This window comes from Accumulibacter sp. (genome assembly GCF_032229525.1).
Lineage (GTDB): Bacteria > Pseudomonadota > Gammaproteobacteria > Burkholderiales > Rhodocyclaceae > Accumulibacter.
On record NZ_JAVTWB010000121.1, the window covers coordinates 47,876 to 64,032 of the forward strand.

13 protein-coding genes are annotated in these 16,157 nt (G+C 63.7%); 6 read left to right on the top strand and 7 right to left on the bottom strand.

Translation table 11 applies throughout. The features are described 5' to 3' along the window. Positions 1 to 162: 162 nt before the first annotated feature. From RUW20_RS08415 to rsmA, 4 genes are read left to right on the top strand one after another with little or no spacing between them, the layout of a single operon-like run. Positions 163 to 2,487, top strand: coding sequence for an LPS-assembly protein LptD (locus RUW20_RS08415; RefSeq protein WP_313951758.1), 2,325 nt, complete (start codon positions 163 to 165; stop codon positions 2,485 to 2,487). An 8-nt stretch (positions 2,488 to 2,495) separates the two neighbouring features. Beyond that, positions 2,496 to 3,806 carry a peptidylprolyl isomerase gene (locus tag RUW20_RS08420; protein WP_313951759.1) on the top strand — a complete coding sequence of 437 codons (1,311 nt, stop codon included), beginning with the start codon at positions 2,496 to 2,498 and terminating at the stop codon, positions 3,804 to 3,806. 5 nt (positions 3,807 to 3,811) lie between these two features. Next, the gene (gene pdxA / locus RUW20_RS08425; protein ID WP_313951773.1) at positions 3,812 to 4,816 is read left to right on the top strand and encodes a 4-hydroxythreonine-4-phosphate dehydrogenase PdxA; all 1,005 of its coding nucleotides are present in this window, start codon (positions 3,812 to 3,814) and stop codon (positions 4,814 to 4,816) included. A 4-nt stretch (positions 4,817 to 4,820) separates the two neighbouring features. Continuing rightward, positions 4,821 to 5,600: a 16S rRNA (adenine(1518)-N(6)/adenine(1519)-N(6))-dimethyltransferase RsmA gene (gene rsmA, locus RUW20_RS08430; RefSeq protein ID WP_313951760.1), complete on the top strand. Its 780-nt coding sequence runs from the start codon at positions 4,821 to 4,823 to the stop codon at positions 5,598 to 5,600. Positions 5,601 to 5,634: 34 nt separating this feature from the next. On the opposite strand, the gene RUW20_RS08435 is transcribed toward rsmA, so the two are convergent. The 7 genes from RUW20_RS08435 to smc form a co-directional block, all read right to left on the bottom strand. Further along, positions 5,635 to 6,141, bottom strand: coding sequence for a low molecular weight protein-tyrosine-phosphatase (locus RUW20_RS08435; RefSeq protein WP_313951761.1), 507 nt, complete (start codon positions 6,139 to 6,141; stop codon positions 5,635 to 5,637). Between the two features lie 63 nt (positions 6,142 to 6,204). Beyond that, positions 6,205 to 6,738 (bottom strand): peptide deformylase, encoded by a 534-nt coding sequence (def, locus tag RUW20_RS08440; protein WP_313951762.1) that lies wholly within the window; start codon positions 6,736 to 6,738, stop codon positions 6,205 to 6,207. Further along, on the bottom strand, positions 6,731 to 7,474 hold the full coding sequence (locus RUW20_RS08445; protein ID WP_313951763.1) for an S-methyl-5'-thioinosine phosphorylase: 744 nt from the start codon (positions 7,472 to 7,474) through the stop codon (positions 6,731 to 6,733). Before RUW20_RS08445 ends, def begins: the two co-directional genes overlap by 8 nt. Position 7,475: 1 nt before the next feature. After that, positions 7,476 to 8,021 carry a hypoxanthine-guanine phosphoribosyltransferase gene (locus RUW20_RS08450; protein ID WP_313951764.1) on the bottom strand — a complete coding sequence of 182 codons (546 nt, stop codon included), beginning with the start codon at positions 8,019 to 8,021 and terminating at the stop codon, positions 7,476 to 7,478. Further along, positions 8,021 to 10,060 carry an NAD-dependent DNA ligase LigA gene (gene ligA / locus RUW20_RS08455; protein WP_313951765.1) on the bottom strand — a complete coding sequence of 680 codons (2,040 nt, stop codon included), beginning with the start codon at positions 10,058 to 10,060 and terminating at the stop codon, positions 8,021 to 8,023. The genes RUW20_RS08450 and ligA overlap by 1 nt, the downstream gene beginning before the upstream one ends. Before the next feature lie 17 nt (positions 10,061 to 10,077). Continuing rightward, a complete protein-coding gene (locus tag RUW20_RS08460; protein WP_313951766.1) occupies positions 10,078 to 11,322 on the bottom strand; it encodes a cell division protein ZipA C-terminal FtsZ-binding domain-containing protein in 1,245 nt (414 codons plus the stop codon). An 8-nt stretch (positions 11,323 to 11,330) separates the two neighbouring features. Beyond that, positions 11,331 to 14,837 carry a chromosome segregation protein SMC gene (smc, locus tag RUW20_RS08465; RefSeq protein ID WP_313951767.1) on the bottom strand — a complete coding sequence of 1,169 codons (3,507 nt, stop codon included), beginning with the start codon at positions 14,835 to 14,837 and terminating at the stop codon, positions 11,331 to 11,333. Positions 14,838 to 15,024: 187 nt separating this feature from the next. Here smc and queF point away from each other — a divergent pair, with 187 nt between their 5' ends. Next, complete coding sequence (queF, locus tag RUW20_RS08470) at positions 15,025 to 15,444, top strand: preQ(1) synthase (RefSeq protein ID WP_313951768.1); 420 nt, start codon at positions 15,025 to 15,027, stop codon at positions 15,442 to 15,444. Positions 15,445 to 15,448: 4 nt separating this feature from the next. Continuing rightward, on the top strand, positions 15,449 to 16,153 hold the full coding sequence (locus RUW20_RS08475; protein ID WP_313951769.1) for a UPF0149 family protein: 705 nt from the start codon (positions 15,449 to 15,451) through the stop codon (positions 16,151 to 16,153). The last annotated feature ends 4 nt before the right edge of the window (positions 16,154 to 16,157 follow it).

A 16,157-nucleotide genomic window follows, 5' to 3' on the forward strand; every position in this document is an offset into this window, starting at 1 on the left:
GCCCCGACCGCCCCGACCGCCCCGACCGCCCCGACCGCCACGGCGCCGACGCCAACAACGAGCGAGCGGTCCGCGCGCAGCGAGTCACCATCGCAGTCGCCAGCGCCGAAGCAGGCTGGGCCCGATGTGGCATCCGCGTCGCCAGCGACCGAGCGGGCGACGGTGCCGCGACCTAAACCAGGTGACGGGCCGCAGGCAACCTTCCTCAGTGGGCAGCGGATTACGGGTGTTGTCGAGCGGGAAGTGGTCGCCGAGGATGATGCGGAATTGCTCCAGGGCGACAAGGTGTTGACTGCCGATCGCATGACCTACTGGCCTGTTGACGACGAGATAGAGGCTGTCGGCAGCGTGCGATTGCAGCAGGGAGACGACCTCATTTCCGGTCCGAAGATGCGCCTGAAGCTTGAGGAGCAGTTCGGTTTCTTCGATCAGGCGACGTACTTCATGAAACGGCAGTCGCCCGCCGCTGCAGCCCGGGCGCGGGCGCTTGAGACCGGCGACCCACGTTTGACGCCAACAGAGCCAGGCAGCGATTTCACCAGCGGTTTCGCCGCACCGCGGGCCTTGAATATTGTGCCCGGGCAGACCAAGATCAAGTATCGCGACAGCATGAATGACGGGGTGACAGAGGCGCGCGGCAAGGCTGAACGCGTTGATTTTGAAGGGGAGAATCAGGTTCGTCTGACTTCCGCCACCTATACGACCTGCAAACCCGGCGACGATGATTGGTATCTCAGCGTCGCCGATTTGAAGCTCGACTACGATAATGAGGTGGCCAGCGGCAACGACGCCACCGTGCATTTCCTCGGCGTGCCTATTCTCTACACCCCGTGGATGTCCTTTTCGTTAAACAATAAGCGCAAATCGGGTTTCCTGACCCCGACTTACGGATCGAGCAGTGACAGCGGTCTTGAGTTTACCCTGCCGTATTACTGGAACATCGCACCGAACATGGACGCGACCTTCGAGCCGCGGCTCATGACCAAGCGCGGACTGCTGCTCGGTACCGATGTGCGCTACCTCAACGCCGCCTATGGCGGTATTTATACCAGCACGGCGCGGGTCGAGGTTCTCCCCAATGATCGCGTGGCGAATATCAATCGCTGGGGCGTGGGACTGAACCACAACCAGACGACGGCCAACGGCTTCTCGGGGGCGATCAATTACAATCGCGTGTCCGACAATGACTACTACACCGACCTGTCGAGCGAGATTTCGAAGACCTCGGAGACGCAACTTCTGCAGCAGGGACTGCTGAGCTACGGCGGTGCCGGGTGGTGGAGTGCGACGGCCAACGTTCAGTCGTTCCAGACGCTGCAGCCCGATCCCCAGAACCCGGTCGCCAAACCTTATCGCCTCTTGCCGCAGCTCACGGTCAACGCGCGGCAGCCGGACCTGTTCTCCACCGACAGCGCTTTCTTCGGGCAATACTCCAGTTTTGTTCACCCCGACTCGAGCATGGTCGAAGGTCAGCGCACGGTACTGCAACCGCAGGTTTCACTACCCTACGTCACACCAGGGTGGTATGTCATTCCGCGGGTGGGGGTGAACGTTACCCAATATGCGCTGTCGTATCCGACTTCAGCCGCTGCCGCGCCCGATTCGATCAATCGCACCTTGCCGATTGCCAGTGTCGATTCAGGGATGACTTTCGAGCGACCGAGCAACTGGTTCGGTCGGGACTACACGCAGACCCTGGAGCCGCGACTTTTCTACCTGAACATCCCCTACAAGAACCAGAACGATATCCCGATCTTCGACACCGCGCTGGCTGACTTCAACTTCGCGCAAATCTTCGCCGATAACCAGTTTTCAGGCTGGGATCGCATCAACAACGCCAACCAGTTGACTGCCGCCTTGTCTTCACGCCTGATCAATCCGCTGACCGGGAGCGAGATCATGCGCGGGATGATCGGCCAGCGGCTTTACTTCACGGACGACAAGGTCACGTTGCCCGGAGCCACCCCGCGCAATTCGAACGAGTCCGACTTCCTGGCGGGGTTCACTGGCCAGGTGTTGCCCAGGGTCTACGCGGACGCGGCCCTGCAATACAACATGGGGGATCAGCAGTTCGAGCGCTACTCGATGGGCGCGCGCTATTTCCCGGAAGCGGGCAAGCTGATCAACGCCTCGTACAGTTACAACACCCAGTCGGTGACGCCCATCAAGCAGGTCGATGTGTCCGGTCAATGGCCGATCAACGCTCGCTGGCAGGCGGTTGGTCGTTACAATTATTCCTTCGAGACGAACAATGCGATCGAGATCATCGGCGGCCTGGAGTACCAGGCGGGTTGCTGGGCCTTGCGCGTGGTCGGTCACCGTTTGCAGACCAGCGAGGCGAATGCGACGACGCGAGCTTTCGTTCAACTGGAACTGAATGATTTTGCCCGCATCGGGTCAAGTCCTCTGAATCTTCTCCAGCGCCGGATTTCGGGCTACGGCGTGGCTAACCAGCCAATGCAAGACCCGGCTTTGGCCGAACGGTAGTCCTGACCATGATACGCATCATTCGCGCCGTGCTGCTTTCCGCCTGCCTTGTCGGGTTGGCGATGGCACAGACTTCTCCGAAGCCAGCCAGCCAACCGATTCCGGCCGACCGCATCGTGGCCGTCGTCAATGACGAAGTGATCACCCTGCACGAGCTGCGCTCGCGTCTGGACTCGGCGCTAGGGCAGTTGCAGCGACAGGGAACGACCTTGCCGCCACGTGATGTGCTCGAAAAACAGATGCTCGAACGTCTGGTGATGGACAAGGTGCAATTGCAGTTTGCGCGGGACAGCGGCCTGCGCGTCGACGATGCCCAACTTGACCAGGCGCTGCAGCGCATCGCAGCCAATAACAAGTTGTCGCTTCCCCAGTTCCGTGCCGCTCTCGAAAAGGACGGACTCTCGTTCGCCACGTTTCGCGAAGAGATACGCGCCGAGATCACCATCGCTCGCCTTCGCGAACGCGAGGTGGACAGCAAGATTTTCATTTCCGAAGGTGAGATCGACAACTACCTGTCGGGCGTTTCCGGACAGGGTGGCGCGAACGAGGAGTATCTGCTCGCGCATATCTTGCTGCGGGCGCCCGAGTCAGCGAGTCCGGAGCAGATTCAGCAACTGCGGACCAAGGCCGATCAGGTGGTCGAGCGCTTGCGCAAGGGCGAGGATTTCGCACAGCTTGCTGCCGCCTATTCAGACGCGCCAGACGGGCTGCGCGGTGGCGATCTCGGTTGGCGCTCGCTCGATCGCCTGCCGGCGATGTTTGCCGAGGAAAGTGTCAAGCTCAAGGTCGGCGAGGTGTCACCGGTGCTGCGCAGCTCGAACGGCTTGCATTTGATCAAATTGCAGAACAAGCGGGGTGGCGGGACCCTGCCGGCGGTCGAGCAGACACACGCCCGGCACATCCTGATCAAGGTCAACGAGATCGTCTCGGAGCCGGAAGCCAGGCACACGCTGGAAAGTCTTCGTGTACGGATCAAGAACGGCGAGAAGTTTGCCGACCTGGCCAGGCTTTTCTCGCAAGACGGCTCCGCGTCAAAGGGCGGGGATCTCGGCTGGATCTACCCCGGCGACACGGTGCCGGAATTCGAGCGGGCGATGAATCTGTTGGCGCCTGGTGAGCTCAGTCAGCCGGTCCAGTCACCCTTCGGTTTTCACCTGATCGAGGTGGTCGAGCGCCGCGTCCAGGATGTGTCGTCTGACCGCCAACGCGCTGCGGCGCGCCAGGTGCTGCGTGAGCGCAAGCGTGATGAGGCCTATCAGGACTGGCTCCGGCAGACTCGCGACCGAGCCTATCTGGAGCTTCGCCTGGAGGAGCCTTGAGCAGCATCGCTTCCTTGCCGGTGATCGCCGTCACTGCCGGCGAACCGGCCGGCATTGGCCCCGAGATCTGTCTGCGCTTGCTCGATCGGTCACGCGAAAATGCGTTTCCGGCACGCATCGTCGTTTTGGCCGATCGCTCCTTGCTTGCCGAGAGAGCGTCGATGCTGCAGCTCCCCGCTACCCTGCGCGACTGGAATCCGGCGCTGCCGCCGCAAGCCGGTACGCTGGACGTTCTTCACCTGCCGCTGGCGGCCAGGGCCGAGCCCGGTCGTCTTGATCGGACCAATGCGCCTTACGTGCTGGCGCTGCTCGGCAGGGCGCTGGCCGGTTGCCAGAACGGCGACTTTGCCGCGATGGTGACGGCGCCGGTGCACAAAGGGGTAATCAACGACGCCGGCATTCCGTTCACCGGGCACACCGAATACCTGGCGCAGCAGACGGCAACCCCACGCGTGGTGATGATGCTCGCCGGCGGCGGCTTGCGGGTGGCTCTGGTGACGACCCATTTGCCACTGCGCGACGTACCGGCGGCGGTGACCTCAAGCGCAGTCGAGGAAACACTGCGCATTCTTCATCGCGAGATGGGGCAGAAATACGGCATCTTCCAGCCGCGCATCCTGGTCGCTGGTCTCAATCCGCACGCTGGCGAGGGCGGCTACCTCGGTCATGAAGAGCTTGAGGTGATCGCGCCGGTGCTTGAGAAACTGCGCGCAGAGGAGGGGATGACCCTGATCGGCCCACTCCCGGCCGATACGATGTTCTCGCCTGCGGTTCTGGCACGGGGCGACTGTGTGCTCGCCATGTACCATGATCAGGGCCTGACGGCGCTCAAGTACGCCAGTTTCGGCTGCGGGGTCAACGTGACGCTGGGTCTGCCGATCATTCGCACCTCGGTGGATCATGGCACTGCTCTCGACCTGGCGGGCAGCGGCAGCGCTGATCCGGGTAGTCTGTTCGTGGCCGTCGAGCAGGCGATCGAGATGGCCGAGCGCGCCGGCGGCAAGCGATGATGCCATGAGCTTGCACGTCCCGCGCAAGCGCTTCGGCCAGAATTTCCTCATTGACCAACAGGTCATCGCCGCCATCCTCGACCAGCTGGCCATTCAGCGTGACGACAAGGTAGTCGAGATTGGCCCGGGCCTGGGCGCGCTGACCGATCCGTTGTTGGGCCGGCTCGATCATCTGCAGGTGGTCGAAATCGACCGCGACATCGTCGCCCGACTGCGGCAGGGGTATTCACCAGCGCGGCTGACGGTGCACGAGGGTGACGCACTGGCCTTCGATTTTGGCCGGCTGGCCGCTGATTCCGGCAGCCGCTTGCGGGTGGTCGGCAATCTCCCCTACAACATCTCGACGCCGCTGCTCTTCCACCTTGCCGGTTTTCTCGCCTGCCTGCACGACATGCATTTCATGCTGCAGCGCGAGGTCGTCGAGCGCATGGTGGCCGAGCCGGGAGGCGGCGACTACGGCAGGCTGTCGGTGATGCTGCAATACCGCTTCGTCATCGACCGCTTGCTGGATGTGCCGCCCGAAGCCTTCGATCCGGCGCCAAAGGTGCACTCGGCGCTGGTTCGCCTGATTCCGCGGCCGCTCGAAGATCTCTCGGCGGACGACGAAACACGTTTCTCGAAGCTGGTTTCGCTGGCTTTCGGGCAACGCCGCAAGATGCTGCGCAACAGTCTCAAAGGCCTGGTGGATGACGGGCAACTGGCGGCGCTGGGCGTTTCACCCCGTTGTCGGGCCGAGGAACTGTCCGTTGACGACTACGTTCGCCTGGCCAACGCGCTGAAATAGACAGCGCCCGGCGCGGGTCGGCGGTTCTCGCTGTTTACCGGGAAAGCTGTCCGTGCTCGCAGGCGGACAAGAGCCCTCTCGCTGCCAACTCGCACAGCTCCAGCACGCGCTCGAAGCCCTCTTCGCCGCCGTAGTACGGATCGGGAACCTCCGTGATGCCGAGATCGGGGGCGTAAGCGAGGAACAGCCCGAGCTTCGCGTGGCTTTCTTCCGGGCACTGGCGTCGCAGCAGCGCCAGATTGTCCTCGTCCATCGCCAGGATGCGGTCGAAGCGATCAAAATCTGCCTCGGCGACCCGGCGTGCCCGGATCCTGGAGAGATCGTAGCCGCGCTTGGCCGCTACCCGCCGCGCTCGCGGATCCGGTGCCTCGCCGGCGTGGAAATGCCCGTGCGTGCCCGCCGAGTCGGTTTCCACCATGGCTGTCAAGCCTTCGCGCTGGGCCATGCTGCGCGTCACCGCTTCGGCGATTGGCGATCGGCAGATGTTACCCATGCAGACAAAAAGAATTCGATAGGGGGCTGCTGCGCCGCTTGTTTTCATCAAGAACTGGTCCTTCGCAAATCGACACCACGGCTGCGCGCAGCAGGATACGGGCGGCTTCGGCTACTCGGCCGCACCAGCGCCGCCGTCGGGAAAAAGTTCGTCGACAAAGCCAAAACGACTGAAATCCTTGATCCGCATCGGATAGAGGATGCCGTCGAGATGGTCGCATTCGTGTTGGACCACCCGGGCGTGAAAACCTGCGACGGCTCGGTCGATCGGCCGACCGGAGGCATCGAAACCGGTATAGCGCAAGCGGCTCCAGCGCGGTACCCAGCCACGCAGCCCCGGTACCGAGAGGCAGCCTTCCCAACCGTCTTCGATTTCTCGCGAGAGTGGTGTCAGCACGGGGTTGATCAACACCGTCCACGGCACCTCATCGGCGTCGGGGTAGCGGGGATTGTCGTCAATCCCGAAAATGACCAGGCGCAGATCGACACCGATCTGCGGTGCGGCCAGGCCGGCACCGTCCAGGTGGTGCATGGTTTCCTGCATGTCGGCGATCAGGGCGCGCAGCTCCGGGGTGGCGAAGTGCTCGACAGGTCGCGCCTTTTGCCACAGGCGCTGGTCGCCCATCCTGAGGACCGGTCTAATCATCGCTGGTCACCATCTTTTCGATGAGGGCATGCACCTGGTGCATCGACGCCGCCAGAACGGCATGGATATCTTCCAGGCTGATCCGCTCGCGACTATCGCCGCGCCCGGCCGCGTAGTTGGCAACGACGTTGATCGCGGCATAGGGTATGGCCAGCTCGCGCGCCAGCGCCGCCTCGGGCATGCCGGTCATGCCGACCACGTCGGCACCGTCACGTTCGAGCCGGTTGATCTCGGCCGCGGTTTCGAGACGCGGTCCCTGGGTGGCGGCGTAGACTGCCGAGTCGCTGATCTTCACGCCGATCGCTGTCGCCGCCACCTGCAGCCTGCTGCGCAACGCGCGATCATAAGGCTCGGTGAAGTCGATGTGGGTGACCGCACTGTCCGGCCCTTCGTGGAAGGTCGATGCGCGACCCCAGGTGTAGTCGATGATCTGGTCCGGGATCACCAGATCGCCGGGTTCGAGATCCGGGCGAATGCTGCCGACCGCGGCGACCGAGACAATACCCACCGGAGTGCTCTGCGACAAGGCCCAGAGGTTCGCTCGATAATTCACCTGGTGCGGGGCGATGCTGTGTGCGTCGCCATGACGGGCCAGAAAAACGGCTGGCCGACCGCAGATCCGGCCGAATTTCAGTGGCCCGGACGGTTCGCCGTAAGGCGTGAGTACCCGCTCGTTGCGCGACAGCTCGAGGTTGGCGAGTTGCGTCAGTCCGCTGCCGCCGATGATCGCCAGCATCTCAATCCTCCCGCAGGGCATAAATCGCTGGCAGATTACGCCAGGCGCCACGAAGGTCCATGCCGTAACCGAAAACGAAACGATCGGGAACGCTCAGTGCGACGAAATCCGCCGCGATCGGTTTTTCCCGGCCATGCAGCTTGTCGGCCAGTACCGCCGTGTAACACGCGCTCGCCCCCAGTTGCAGGAGTCGCTCGCGAATCCGGGCCAGCGTCAGTCCTTCATCGAGGATATCGTCGACCACCAGCACGCTGCGCCCGGTCATCGGCATCGCCGGTTCGACCCGCCAGGACAGCGAACCCCCCGCGGTCTCCCGGCCGTAGCGGCCGACCTGCAGGTAGTCGAAGTCCAGTCGAAAGCTCAGCTGTGTCATCAGTTGACCGGCGAAAGGCACGCCGCCGTTCATCACACAGAGCAGTATCGGATTGCTGTCGCGAAGTCGTTCGGTGATCTCGCCGGCGACCCGCGCCACCGCGGCGACGACCGTATCCGCCGAATGGATCAGCTCGGCGGTGGCCAGCAGGTGTTTTACCGGATCCCTGTCCATCAGCCGTGCTGCTCGTCTGCGGTCGTGTTCAGCAGGGCCAGCAGAGCGCCTTCGTCGAGCACCGGCACGCCCAGCGACTGCGCTTTCTCGAGCTTGCTGCCGGCTTCCGCGCCGGCAACGACGAAATCGGTCTTCTTCGATACCGAAGCGCTCACCTTGCCGCCCGCCGCCATGATCATTTGCCCCGCTGCATCGCGGGTCAGCGAGGGCAGCGTGCCGGTGAGGACGAATGTCTTGCCGGCGATGGCACTGCCCGTAGGCGTCGGCGCTTCCGTTTCGCTCCACGTCACGCCGGTCGCACGCAGTTGCGCGATGACTTCGAGGTTGTGCGCTTCGCCAGAGAACTGGCGAATGCACTGTGCGACGGTTGGGCCGACGTCAGGGACCTGCATCAGCAGCGCTTCATCGGCAGCCAGCAGGCGGTCCAGGCTGCCGAAATGGCGCGCCAGATCGCGGGCGGTTGCTTCGCCGACGTTGCGGATGCCGAGCGCGTAGATGAAGCGCGCCAGGGTGGTCTGTCTGCTTTTCGCGATCGCCGCCAGCAGATTGCTCGCCGACTTGTCGGCCATTCGTTCGAGACTGGCCAGGGCCAGCAGGCCCATCCGGTAGAGATCGGCCGGTGTGCGCACGATATCGTTGTCCACCAGTTGCTCGACCAGCTTGTCGCCCAGGCCTTCGATATCCATCGCCCGCCGCGAGGCAAAGTGCAGCAATGCCTGCTTGCGTTGCGCCGGGCAGTACAGGCCGCCGCTGCAGCGCGCCACCGCCGCCATGCCCTTTTCGTCTTCGCTGCGAACGACGTTCGAGGCGCAGACCGGGCAGGCTTTCGGCATGACGAAGCGCAGTGCGTCAGTCGGACGATGCTCCGGCAGCACGCGAACGACCTCCGGGATCACGTCACCGGCGCGGCGAACGACGACCGTATCGCCGATGCGCACGTCCTTGCGCAAGATTTCGTCTTCATTGTGCAGGGTGGCGTTGGTCACGGTAACCCCACCGACGAAAACCGGCTTGAGCCGCGCCACCGGAGTCAGCGCTCCGGTGCGACCGACCTGGATGGTGATGTCCACCAGCTCGGTGACGGCCTCTTCGGCAGGAAATTTGTGGGCGAGGGCAAAACGCGGTGCGCGCGAAACAAAGCCAAGGCGCGCCTGCGCAGCCAGATCATCCACTTTGTAGACCACCCCGTCGATGTCGTACGGGAGTGTGGAACGCTGTTTGCCGATCTCGTCATAGTAGGCCAGCAGGCCAGCGAGGCCGGTCACCCGGCGCCGTTCGTGCGCCACCGGAAACCCCCAGCTGGCGAACAGCTCCAGCAATTCCGAATGGGTAGCCGGCAAGCCGGCACTGTTGGCCAGGCCGACGCCATAGGCGAAGAAGCGCAGCGGCCGCTCGGCGGTGATTCTCGGGTCGAGCTGGCGCAGACTGCCGGCAGCGGCATTACGCGGGTTGACGAACGCTTTTTCGCCTTTGCTGAGCTGGCGCGAGTTCAGCTGCTCGAAGTCGCTACGCCACATCAGCACTTCGCCACGCACCTCGAACTCTGTCGGCCAGCCCTTGCCTTGCAGGCGCAGGGGAATACTGTGCAGGGTGCGCAGATTGGCCGTCACCTCCTCGCCGGTGGTGCCGTCACCGCGCGTTGCACCATGGGCCAACAGGCCGTTCTGGTAGGTCAGGCTGACTGCCAGACCGTCGAATTTGGGTTCGGCCGCATACTCGACGTCGCCGACACTGGCCAGCGCCTCGCGCACCCGGCGATCGAAAGCGGCGACGTCGTCGTCGGCAAAGGCATTGCTCAGCGAGAGCATCGGCGTGGCATGGCTTAGCGCACGGAATTCCGGCAACGGCGCGGCGCCGACCCGCTGCGTCGGTGAATCTGCACTTAGCAGGCCAGGGTGTTCCGCTTCGAGCGCCTGCAACTCGGCAAACAGGCAATCGTACTCGGCGTCACTGATCAGGGGCGCATCGAGGACGTAGTAGCGGTGGTCGTGCTGCTCGATCGCCGCGCGCAAAGCGTGCGCGCGATCGCTGACGCTCATCCCCGGCACGCCGGCATTCAGGAGAACAGGCGCTGCGCCAATGGTCCGCCGGCAGGCAGCTCGTTGGTCGCCATCGCCGTCTGAAACTGTGCCACCTGACGGCGGATCGGTTCGATCGCCGCCTCCGAGAGCGGGTGGCGGTTATCGTCAACCAGCGCACCGTTCAAGGTCTCGGCAAAGCGCCGCCCCAGATCGATCATCTGCGTCAGCACACGATCGCCGTTGGCGACGCGTGGAACGTCGAGCAGGAAAGTCACGCCATGCGTCGTCAGGGTCTTCATCGACTCGGCCGAGAAAGGATTTGTTTCCTGGTTGACCAGCACATAAAGGACTCTACCGGCATCGTCACAACGGGCAAAGCGCCCTTCCGCGTCAAGCGTCATGCCGGTTGACTCGGCCAGGGCGCGCAGCTTGGTACCCGGGAAAACCTGCCCCTGGCTGATGACGTTGATACCGATCTGGATATCGACGCCGGCGCAAAACTCGTCAAGCTGCGCTGCCGCCTGCAACGCCGGCTCGCGTGACGGCAATTCGACAACGCCCATCAGCTCGGTTGCCAGATCCTGCATGGCGACCTTGAACATCGACAGCTCGCGGTCCGGAAGCGGACCTTTACGGTCGACCAGCTGCAGGCCGATACGGATGTGCCGGTACTCGCGCTCGCTCTCCTCGACGATGGGTTCCCAGAGGTGCGCGTCCTCGTCGTAGCCGATCCAGTTGACGGCTTTCCCCAGTCGCCCGATGGCGGTGCGCTGCGCCTCACGAATGCGGTACGCCGCAGCCGGTTCGACCACCTGGATCGCGGCAATGTAATCGATCAGCGGCGACAGTACGCAAAGCGGCGCCGGACTTTCCCTGGTATCGGACTTCTCGTGTGGAGCTTGAGCAGGCGTCGTCGCCGGTGGCGCCGAACGGGCCGGTTCGGATGCTGCCTGCCCTGCCTCGGCCCCGGCGCGGTCGGTCGACGGCGGGGTTTCTCGCGCTGGCTCGTCATGGCCAGGATCTGGTCCGATCAGCGGTTCGACCCGCTCCTGGCCAGCCCGGCCGACGCCCCCTGTCGGCGGCGCCGCGGCGCTGGTACCGGAAAACTCGCCCGCCGATTCGCCAGAAGAAACTTCATCGAGCAAGACGTCAGTCTGGCGTGCGCTCAACAGTTCCTCCGCCAGTTTGCGGTGCTTGTGTTCCTGCCACTTGTTGTAGGCCAGGACGCCAATCACGGCGACGCCCCCGAGGCCGATCAAACCCATCTGCAAGTCGGTCATATTTATCCCTAAACGAGTTGCTCGCGCATTCGCAGCGCTTCTTCCATATCGACTTCAACGATACGCGAGACGCCGGATTCCTGCATGGTCACACCGACGAGCTGTTGCGCCATCTCCATCGTGATTTTGTTGTGGCTGATGAACAGGAACTGCGTATGGATCGACATTCGTCGCACCATGGTGCAGAAACGTTCGGTGTTCGTATCGTCAAGCGGCGCGTCGACTTCGTCAAGCAGACAGAACGGCGCCGGGTTGAGCTGAAACATCGAGAATACCAGCGCAATCGCCGTCAGTGCCTTTTCGCCGCCCGAAAGTAGGTGAATCGTCGAGTTCTTCTTGCCCGGCGGCTGGGCCATCACCTGCAGGCCGGCATCGAGGATTTCCTCGCCGGTCATGATCAGTCGCGCCTCGCCACCGCCGAAAAGCGCAGGAAACAGCTCGCCGAAGCTGCGGTTCACCGCGTCGTAGGTGGTCTGCAGAAGGTCGCGTGTTTCGCGGTCGATGCGCCGAATCGCATTTTCCAGCGTTTCCATCGCCTGCGTCAGGTCTTCCGACTGGGCATCCAGATAGCTCTTGCGTTCACGGGCCGCTTCGAGTTCGTCGAGCGCTGCCAGGTTGACCGCGCCGAGACCATCGATCGAACGCAGCAGCGCGCTGATCGCGCTTTGCAGCGGGGCCGCACGTAGGCCGGCGAGTTGGCTGGTCAACGCTTGCTCGTCGGCGTCGGCCTCGGTCAACTGCGCCGCGAACTGCTCGACATTGAGGCTTGCCGCCTGCTCCTTGAGCTTCAGTTCGCCAATCCGCTCTCGCCGGGGGTCGAGGCTCTGCTCGACCTTGAGTCGTTGTTCGTCCAGTGCGCGCAGGCCGTTTGCTGCCGCCTCGAGCGCATCGCGGGCGTGCGCCAGGGTGTGCTCGCGGGCGACGCGGTGATCGAGCGCTTCCTGCAAGCGAGGCTCGAGATCTTCCGCCTGCATGGCGCTGGCGTTGTCCTCGCAGCGCTTCAGTTCGTCGTCGATGCGTTCGAGTTGTTGGCGCGCCAGGTCGCGGCCGCTGGCCAGCTCCTGCAACTTGGTGCGGCATTCGCGCTGCGAGAACTCCGCCTCGCGCAGTTCACGTTCAGCATCGCCGACCTGCTGGCGCTGGTCACGCAGGGCCAGCTCGGTCTGCTCAAACAGCGTCCGCGCCTCTTCCATCACCGTTTGCAGTTGGCGCAGCTGTTCGGCCTGCCCGCTAATGGCCTCGTCAGCGAGGAACAGCCGTTCGCTCTCGGTTTCTTCCTCTGCCGACATTTCGCCCTGGCTATCGTCAATCTGCGTCTGTCGCTCGCGGAAACGCTCAAGGGCCTGCGCGAGCTTCAGCGTTTCGACCTGTAACGCGTGTGCCCGATCCTGCAGAACGCCGAGCTGCTGGCGGGATTCCTGCAAGCCACGCTGCGTCTCGAGCAGCACCTGCTCGACGTCGGCCAGCTTCTCCTGCGCCTCTGCGACCTTCTCCTCGCGTTGGCTGATGATGTCGGCCAACGCGTCGATCTCGCGCTGTCGTTCGAGTAGCCCATGCTCGCCGCTATCCGGCGCAAACAGCGTCACACTCTGCCGGTTGACGATATCGCCGCCGGGCGTCACACAACAGGCAGCCTCCGACAGCTCGCCGCGGCGCGCCAGAGCGCTGGCCAGGTCGGGCGCGGTGAGCACCTCGCCGAGCCAGTCGGCAAGAATGCCCATCAGCTGCGGATGGGCGCAGCTGATGCGCGACAACAGGCGATCCTCGACCACCTCGCTGACCTTGCTGGTACCGAGCAGCGGTAACAGCAAGGTCAGTTTGCTGCCCGGCCGATCGTTGCTCCACGCCGGGTCGGCCGCGTCCGCTGGCAGCGCACCGAGTCGCTCGCGCAGGACGGCTTCGACCGCTGCTTCCCAGCCGGCGTCGACCTGCAGCGACTTCCACAGCGGCTCGCCGTGCTGCATCCGGTGCCGCAGCAACCAGTCCTCCAGTTTGCCGTTGGCCTGCAGGCGTTGCTGCAGTTGCTGCAGGGCAATCCGGCGCGCGTTCGCCTCGGCGCGTTCCTTTTGCACATGTTGCACTTCGGCGAGGACTTCGCGCCGCTGCTGCTCAAGGCGCGGCACGTCCTGTTGCTGCGCTTTCTGGGCCTGCAAGGCGACCCTGATTCCTTCGTTCAACTCGCTTAGTTCCGCCTGCCGGTCAGCCATTTCGCCTTCATCGGGGACGGGCATCGCCTGGCGCTCGAGCAGCAGACGCTCGCGGCGGCTGGCGATGCTCTGCAGCGAACGCTGCGCGTGCGCGCGATTTGTCTGCTCGACATGCAGCCGCTGTTCGGCCTGAACAATCTCGCTACGTTGACGGCTCACCGCCTGGCGCGCCGTGGCCTGCCTTTCTTCGGCGAGTGGCAAGCGTTCCTGCCCTGCCTCGAGGCGCAGTTGCCCTTGCTCGACGCGTTCGTCCGCCAGCCGCAGCAAATCCTGCCAGCGCTGATCGTCATCGGCCAGTTTCCCGGCCTGCGCCTGCCAATGCTGCTGGTCATTGGTGAGTTGCGCGAGACGCGTCTCGTACTCGCGCTGCGACTCGCGACGATGGCGGATTTCGCCTTCCAGCCGCGCCACTTCCGCATTGGCGGCAAACAGCTCACCCTGCGCGGCATGGACACCGTCGCTGGCGGCGAAATGGGCCTCGCGCGACTCCTCGAGACGCGCTTCGAGATCGCGCAGGACGGCGGTTTGTGCTTCGAGATCGATCGTCGCCTGTTCGATCTCGCGCGCCAGTCGATCGCGCTCGCTCTGGGCCTCGTTACGGCGCAGCAGCGACAGCAACTGCTGCTTGCGTTTCAGATCATCGCTGTACTCGCGATACTGGCGAGCGACACCGGCCTGGCCCTCCAGCCGCTCCATCTGGGAACCGAGTTCGAGACGGATGTCTTCGACGCGGGTCAGATTGTCACGCGTGTCGGCCAGCCGATGCCCGGTTTCCTTGCGTCTTTCCTTGTACCGGCTGACGCCAGCAGCTTCTTCGAGAAACACGCGCAGTTCGTCCGGCTTGGCCTCGATGATCCGCGAGATGGTGCCCTGGCCGATGATCGCGTAAGCGCGGGGGCCCAGACCGGTGCCGAGAAAGAGGTCGGTGACGTCCTTGCGGCGCACGTGCAGGTTGTTGATGTAGTACTCGGACTGACCGGCGCGCGTCAGCAGGCGCTTGACCGAGAGTTCGGCATACTGCGACCACTGACCGGAGAGCCGACCAAGCGAGTTGTCAAACACCAGTTCGACCGCTGCTCGCGACACCGGTTTGCGCGATCCCGAACCGTTGAAGATCACATCCTGCATCGACTCGCCGCGCAACTCCGATGCCTTCGACTCGCCGAGCACCCAGCGCACCGAGTCGATCACGTTCGACTTGCCGCAACCATTCGGACCGACGACACCAACCAGCTGGCCGGGCAGCGCGATGGTCGTTGGGTCGACGAAAGATTTGAAGCCGGCGAGTTTCAGTTTTGTCAGGCGCATGAACTAAAGCGCGGCCTGCACAGCCGCGCTGGAAGAAATCGGTAAAAGCCTTGTCCCGAGAACGAGTGACGCCCTGTGCCCGGCCAGCTCATGACAAGGAAACATTCCAGCGGGGCACAAAAATGGTCGCCTATAATAGCACTCTGCCTGCCCGATTCGCCTTCCCGGACCACCACTCGGAACCCCAATGAGCACACCGCCGGCCGAAACCCTTGCCACCTTTCCCAACCCCGCGCCGCAGCGGGATTTTCATATTCACATGGAAATCCCCGAATTCACCTGCCTGTGCCCGAAAACGGGGCAGCCAGATTTCGCCACCCTGATTCTCGATTACATAGCCGACAAGAGCTGTGTCGAACTGAAGAGCCTGAAGCTGTACATCTGGTCGTTTCGCAACACCGGCTGCTTTCACGAAGACGTCACCAACCGCATCCTTGACGACCTGGTCAGCGTCACCAAACCCCGCTACATGAAGCTGACCGCCCGCTTTTACGTCCGCGGTGGCATCTTCACGACGATCGTGGCGGAACACCGCGAACGCGGCTGGACGCCCCTGCCCACGGTGCAGCTTGCCAGCTTCGATAGTCAGTCCACGACCAGGGGCTGAGCGCATGACCCTTCCTCTCACCGATCCCCAGTTGCTGCGCCTGGAGCAATTGCTCGGCGACCCCGCGCTGGATCAGGCGCTGCCGCTTGACGAAGTGCAAGCCTACCTCTGTGCGGCCCTGTCGGGTCCGCAGGCGATGCCCGAGGCGCAGTGGTTGAGCGAAGTGCTGGGCGGCGTTGATGCCGATGGCGACGGCCCCGGTCGCGAGGCTGCGGAACTGCTGCGCCTTCTTGCCGCCGCACTCGAAGCGGAGCTGGCCAGTGGTGAAGCGCCGGTGCTTCTCCTCTATCCGATAGACGGCGATGAAGGTGGGCCCAGTGACCTCGTTTCCTGGTGTCAGGCCTATCTGCACGGGATCGATACCGCGGTCGACGGCTGGTTCGAGTTCCTTGGGGCAGAAGAAGGCAAGGAAGACAGCGAAGATATCTGCTTCCTCGACGAGCAGCTGTTCACGCTGTTCATGCTCACCGGCGACGCCGAAGCTGCTGCCGCTGCGGCTGGCGATGATTGGTTGTCAGGCGAGGAACTCGAGCGTCTGCAGGACGAATGCGAGGCCAGGCTGCCGCAGGTGGTGGCCGACATCTATCGTTTCTGGGCCGCGCGACGCGCGGTCAGGACCGTTCGCCGCGAGACCGCCAAGGTCGGTCGCAATGACCCCTGTACGTGCGGCAGCGGCAAGAAGTTCAAGAACTGCTGCGGGGCGGCGTGAGGCC

Coding starts and splice junctions, on each gene's coding strand:
- RUW20_RS08450 (WP_313951764.1), bottom strand. CDS start 8,021: ATGGACAGGGATCCGGTAAAACACCTGCTGGCCACCGCCGAGCTGATC.
- smc (WP_313951767.1), bottom strand. CDS start 14,837: ATGCGCCTGACAAAACTGAAACTCGCCGGCTTCAAATCTTTCGTCGAC.
- queF (WP_313951768.1), top strand. CDS start 15,025: ATGAGCACACCGCCGGCCGAAACCCTTGCCACCTTTCCCAACCCCGCG.
- rsmA (WP_313951760.1), top strand. CDS start 4,821: ATGAGCTTGCACGTCCCGCGCAAGCGCTTCGGCCAGAATTTCCTCATT.
- RUW20_RS08475 (WP_313951769.1), top strand. CDS start 15,449: ATGACCCTTCCTCTCACCGATCCCCAGTTGCTGCGCCTGGAGCAATTG.
- ligA (WP_313951765.1), bottom strand. CDS start 10,060: ATGAGCGTCAGCGATCGCGCGCACGCTTTGCGCGCGGCGATCGAGCAG.
- RUW20_RS08460 (WP_313951766.1), bottom strand. CDS start 11,322: ATGACCGACTTGCAGATGGGTTTGATCGGCCTCGGGGGCGTCGCCGTG.
- RUW20_RS08420 (WP_313951759.1), top strand. CDS start 2,496: ATGATACGCATCATTCGCGCCGTGCTGCTTTCCGCCTGCCTTGTCGGG.
- RUW20_RS08435 (WP_313951761.1), bottom strand. CDS start 6,141: ATGAAAACAAGCGGCGCAGCAGCCCCCTATCGAATTCTTTTTGTCTGC.
- RUW20_RS08445 (WP_313951763.1), bottom strand. CDS start 7,474: ATGCTGGCGATCATCGGCGGCAGCGGACTGACGCAACTCGCCAACCTC.
- def (WP_313951762.1), bottom strand. CDS start 6,738: ATGATTAGACCGGTCCTCAGGATGGGCGACCAGCGCCTGTGGCAAAAG.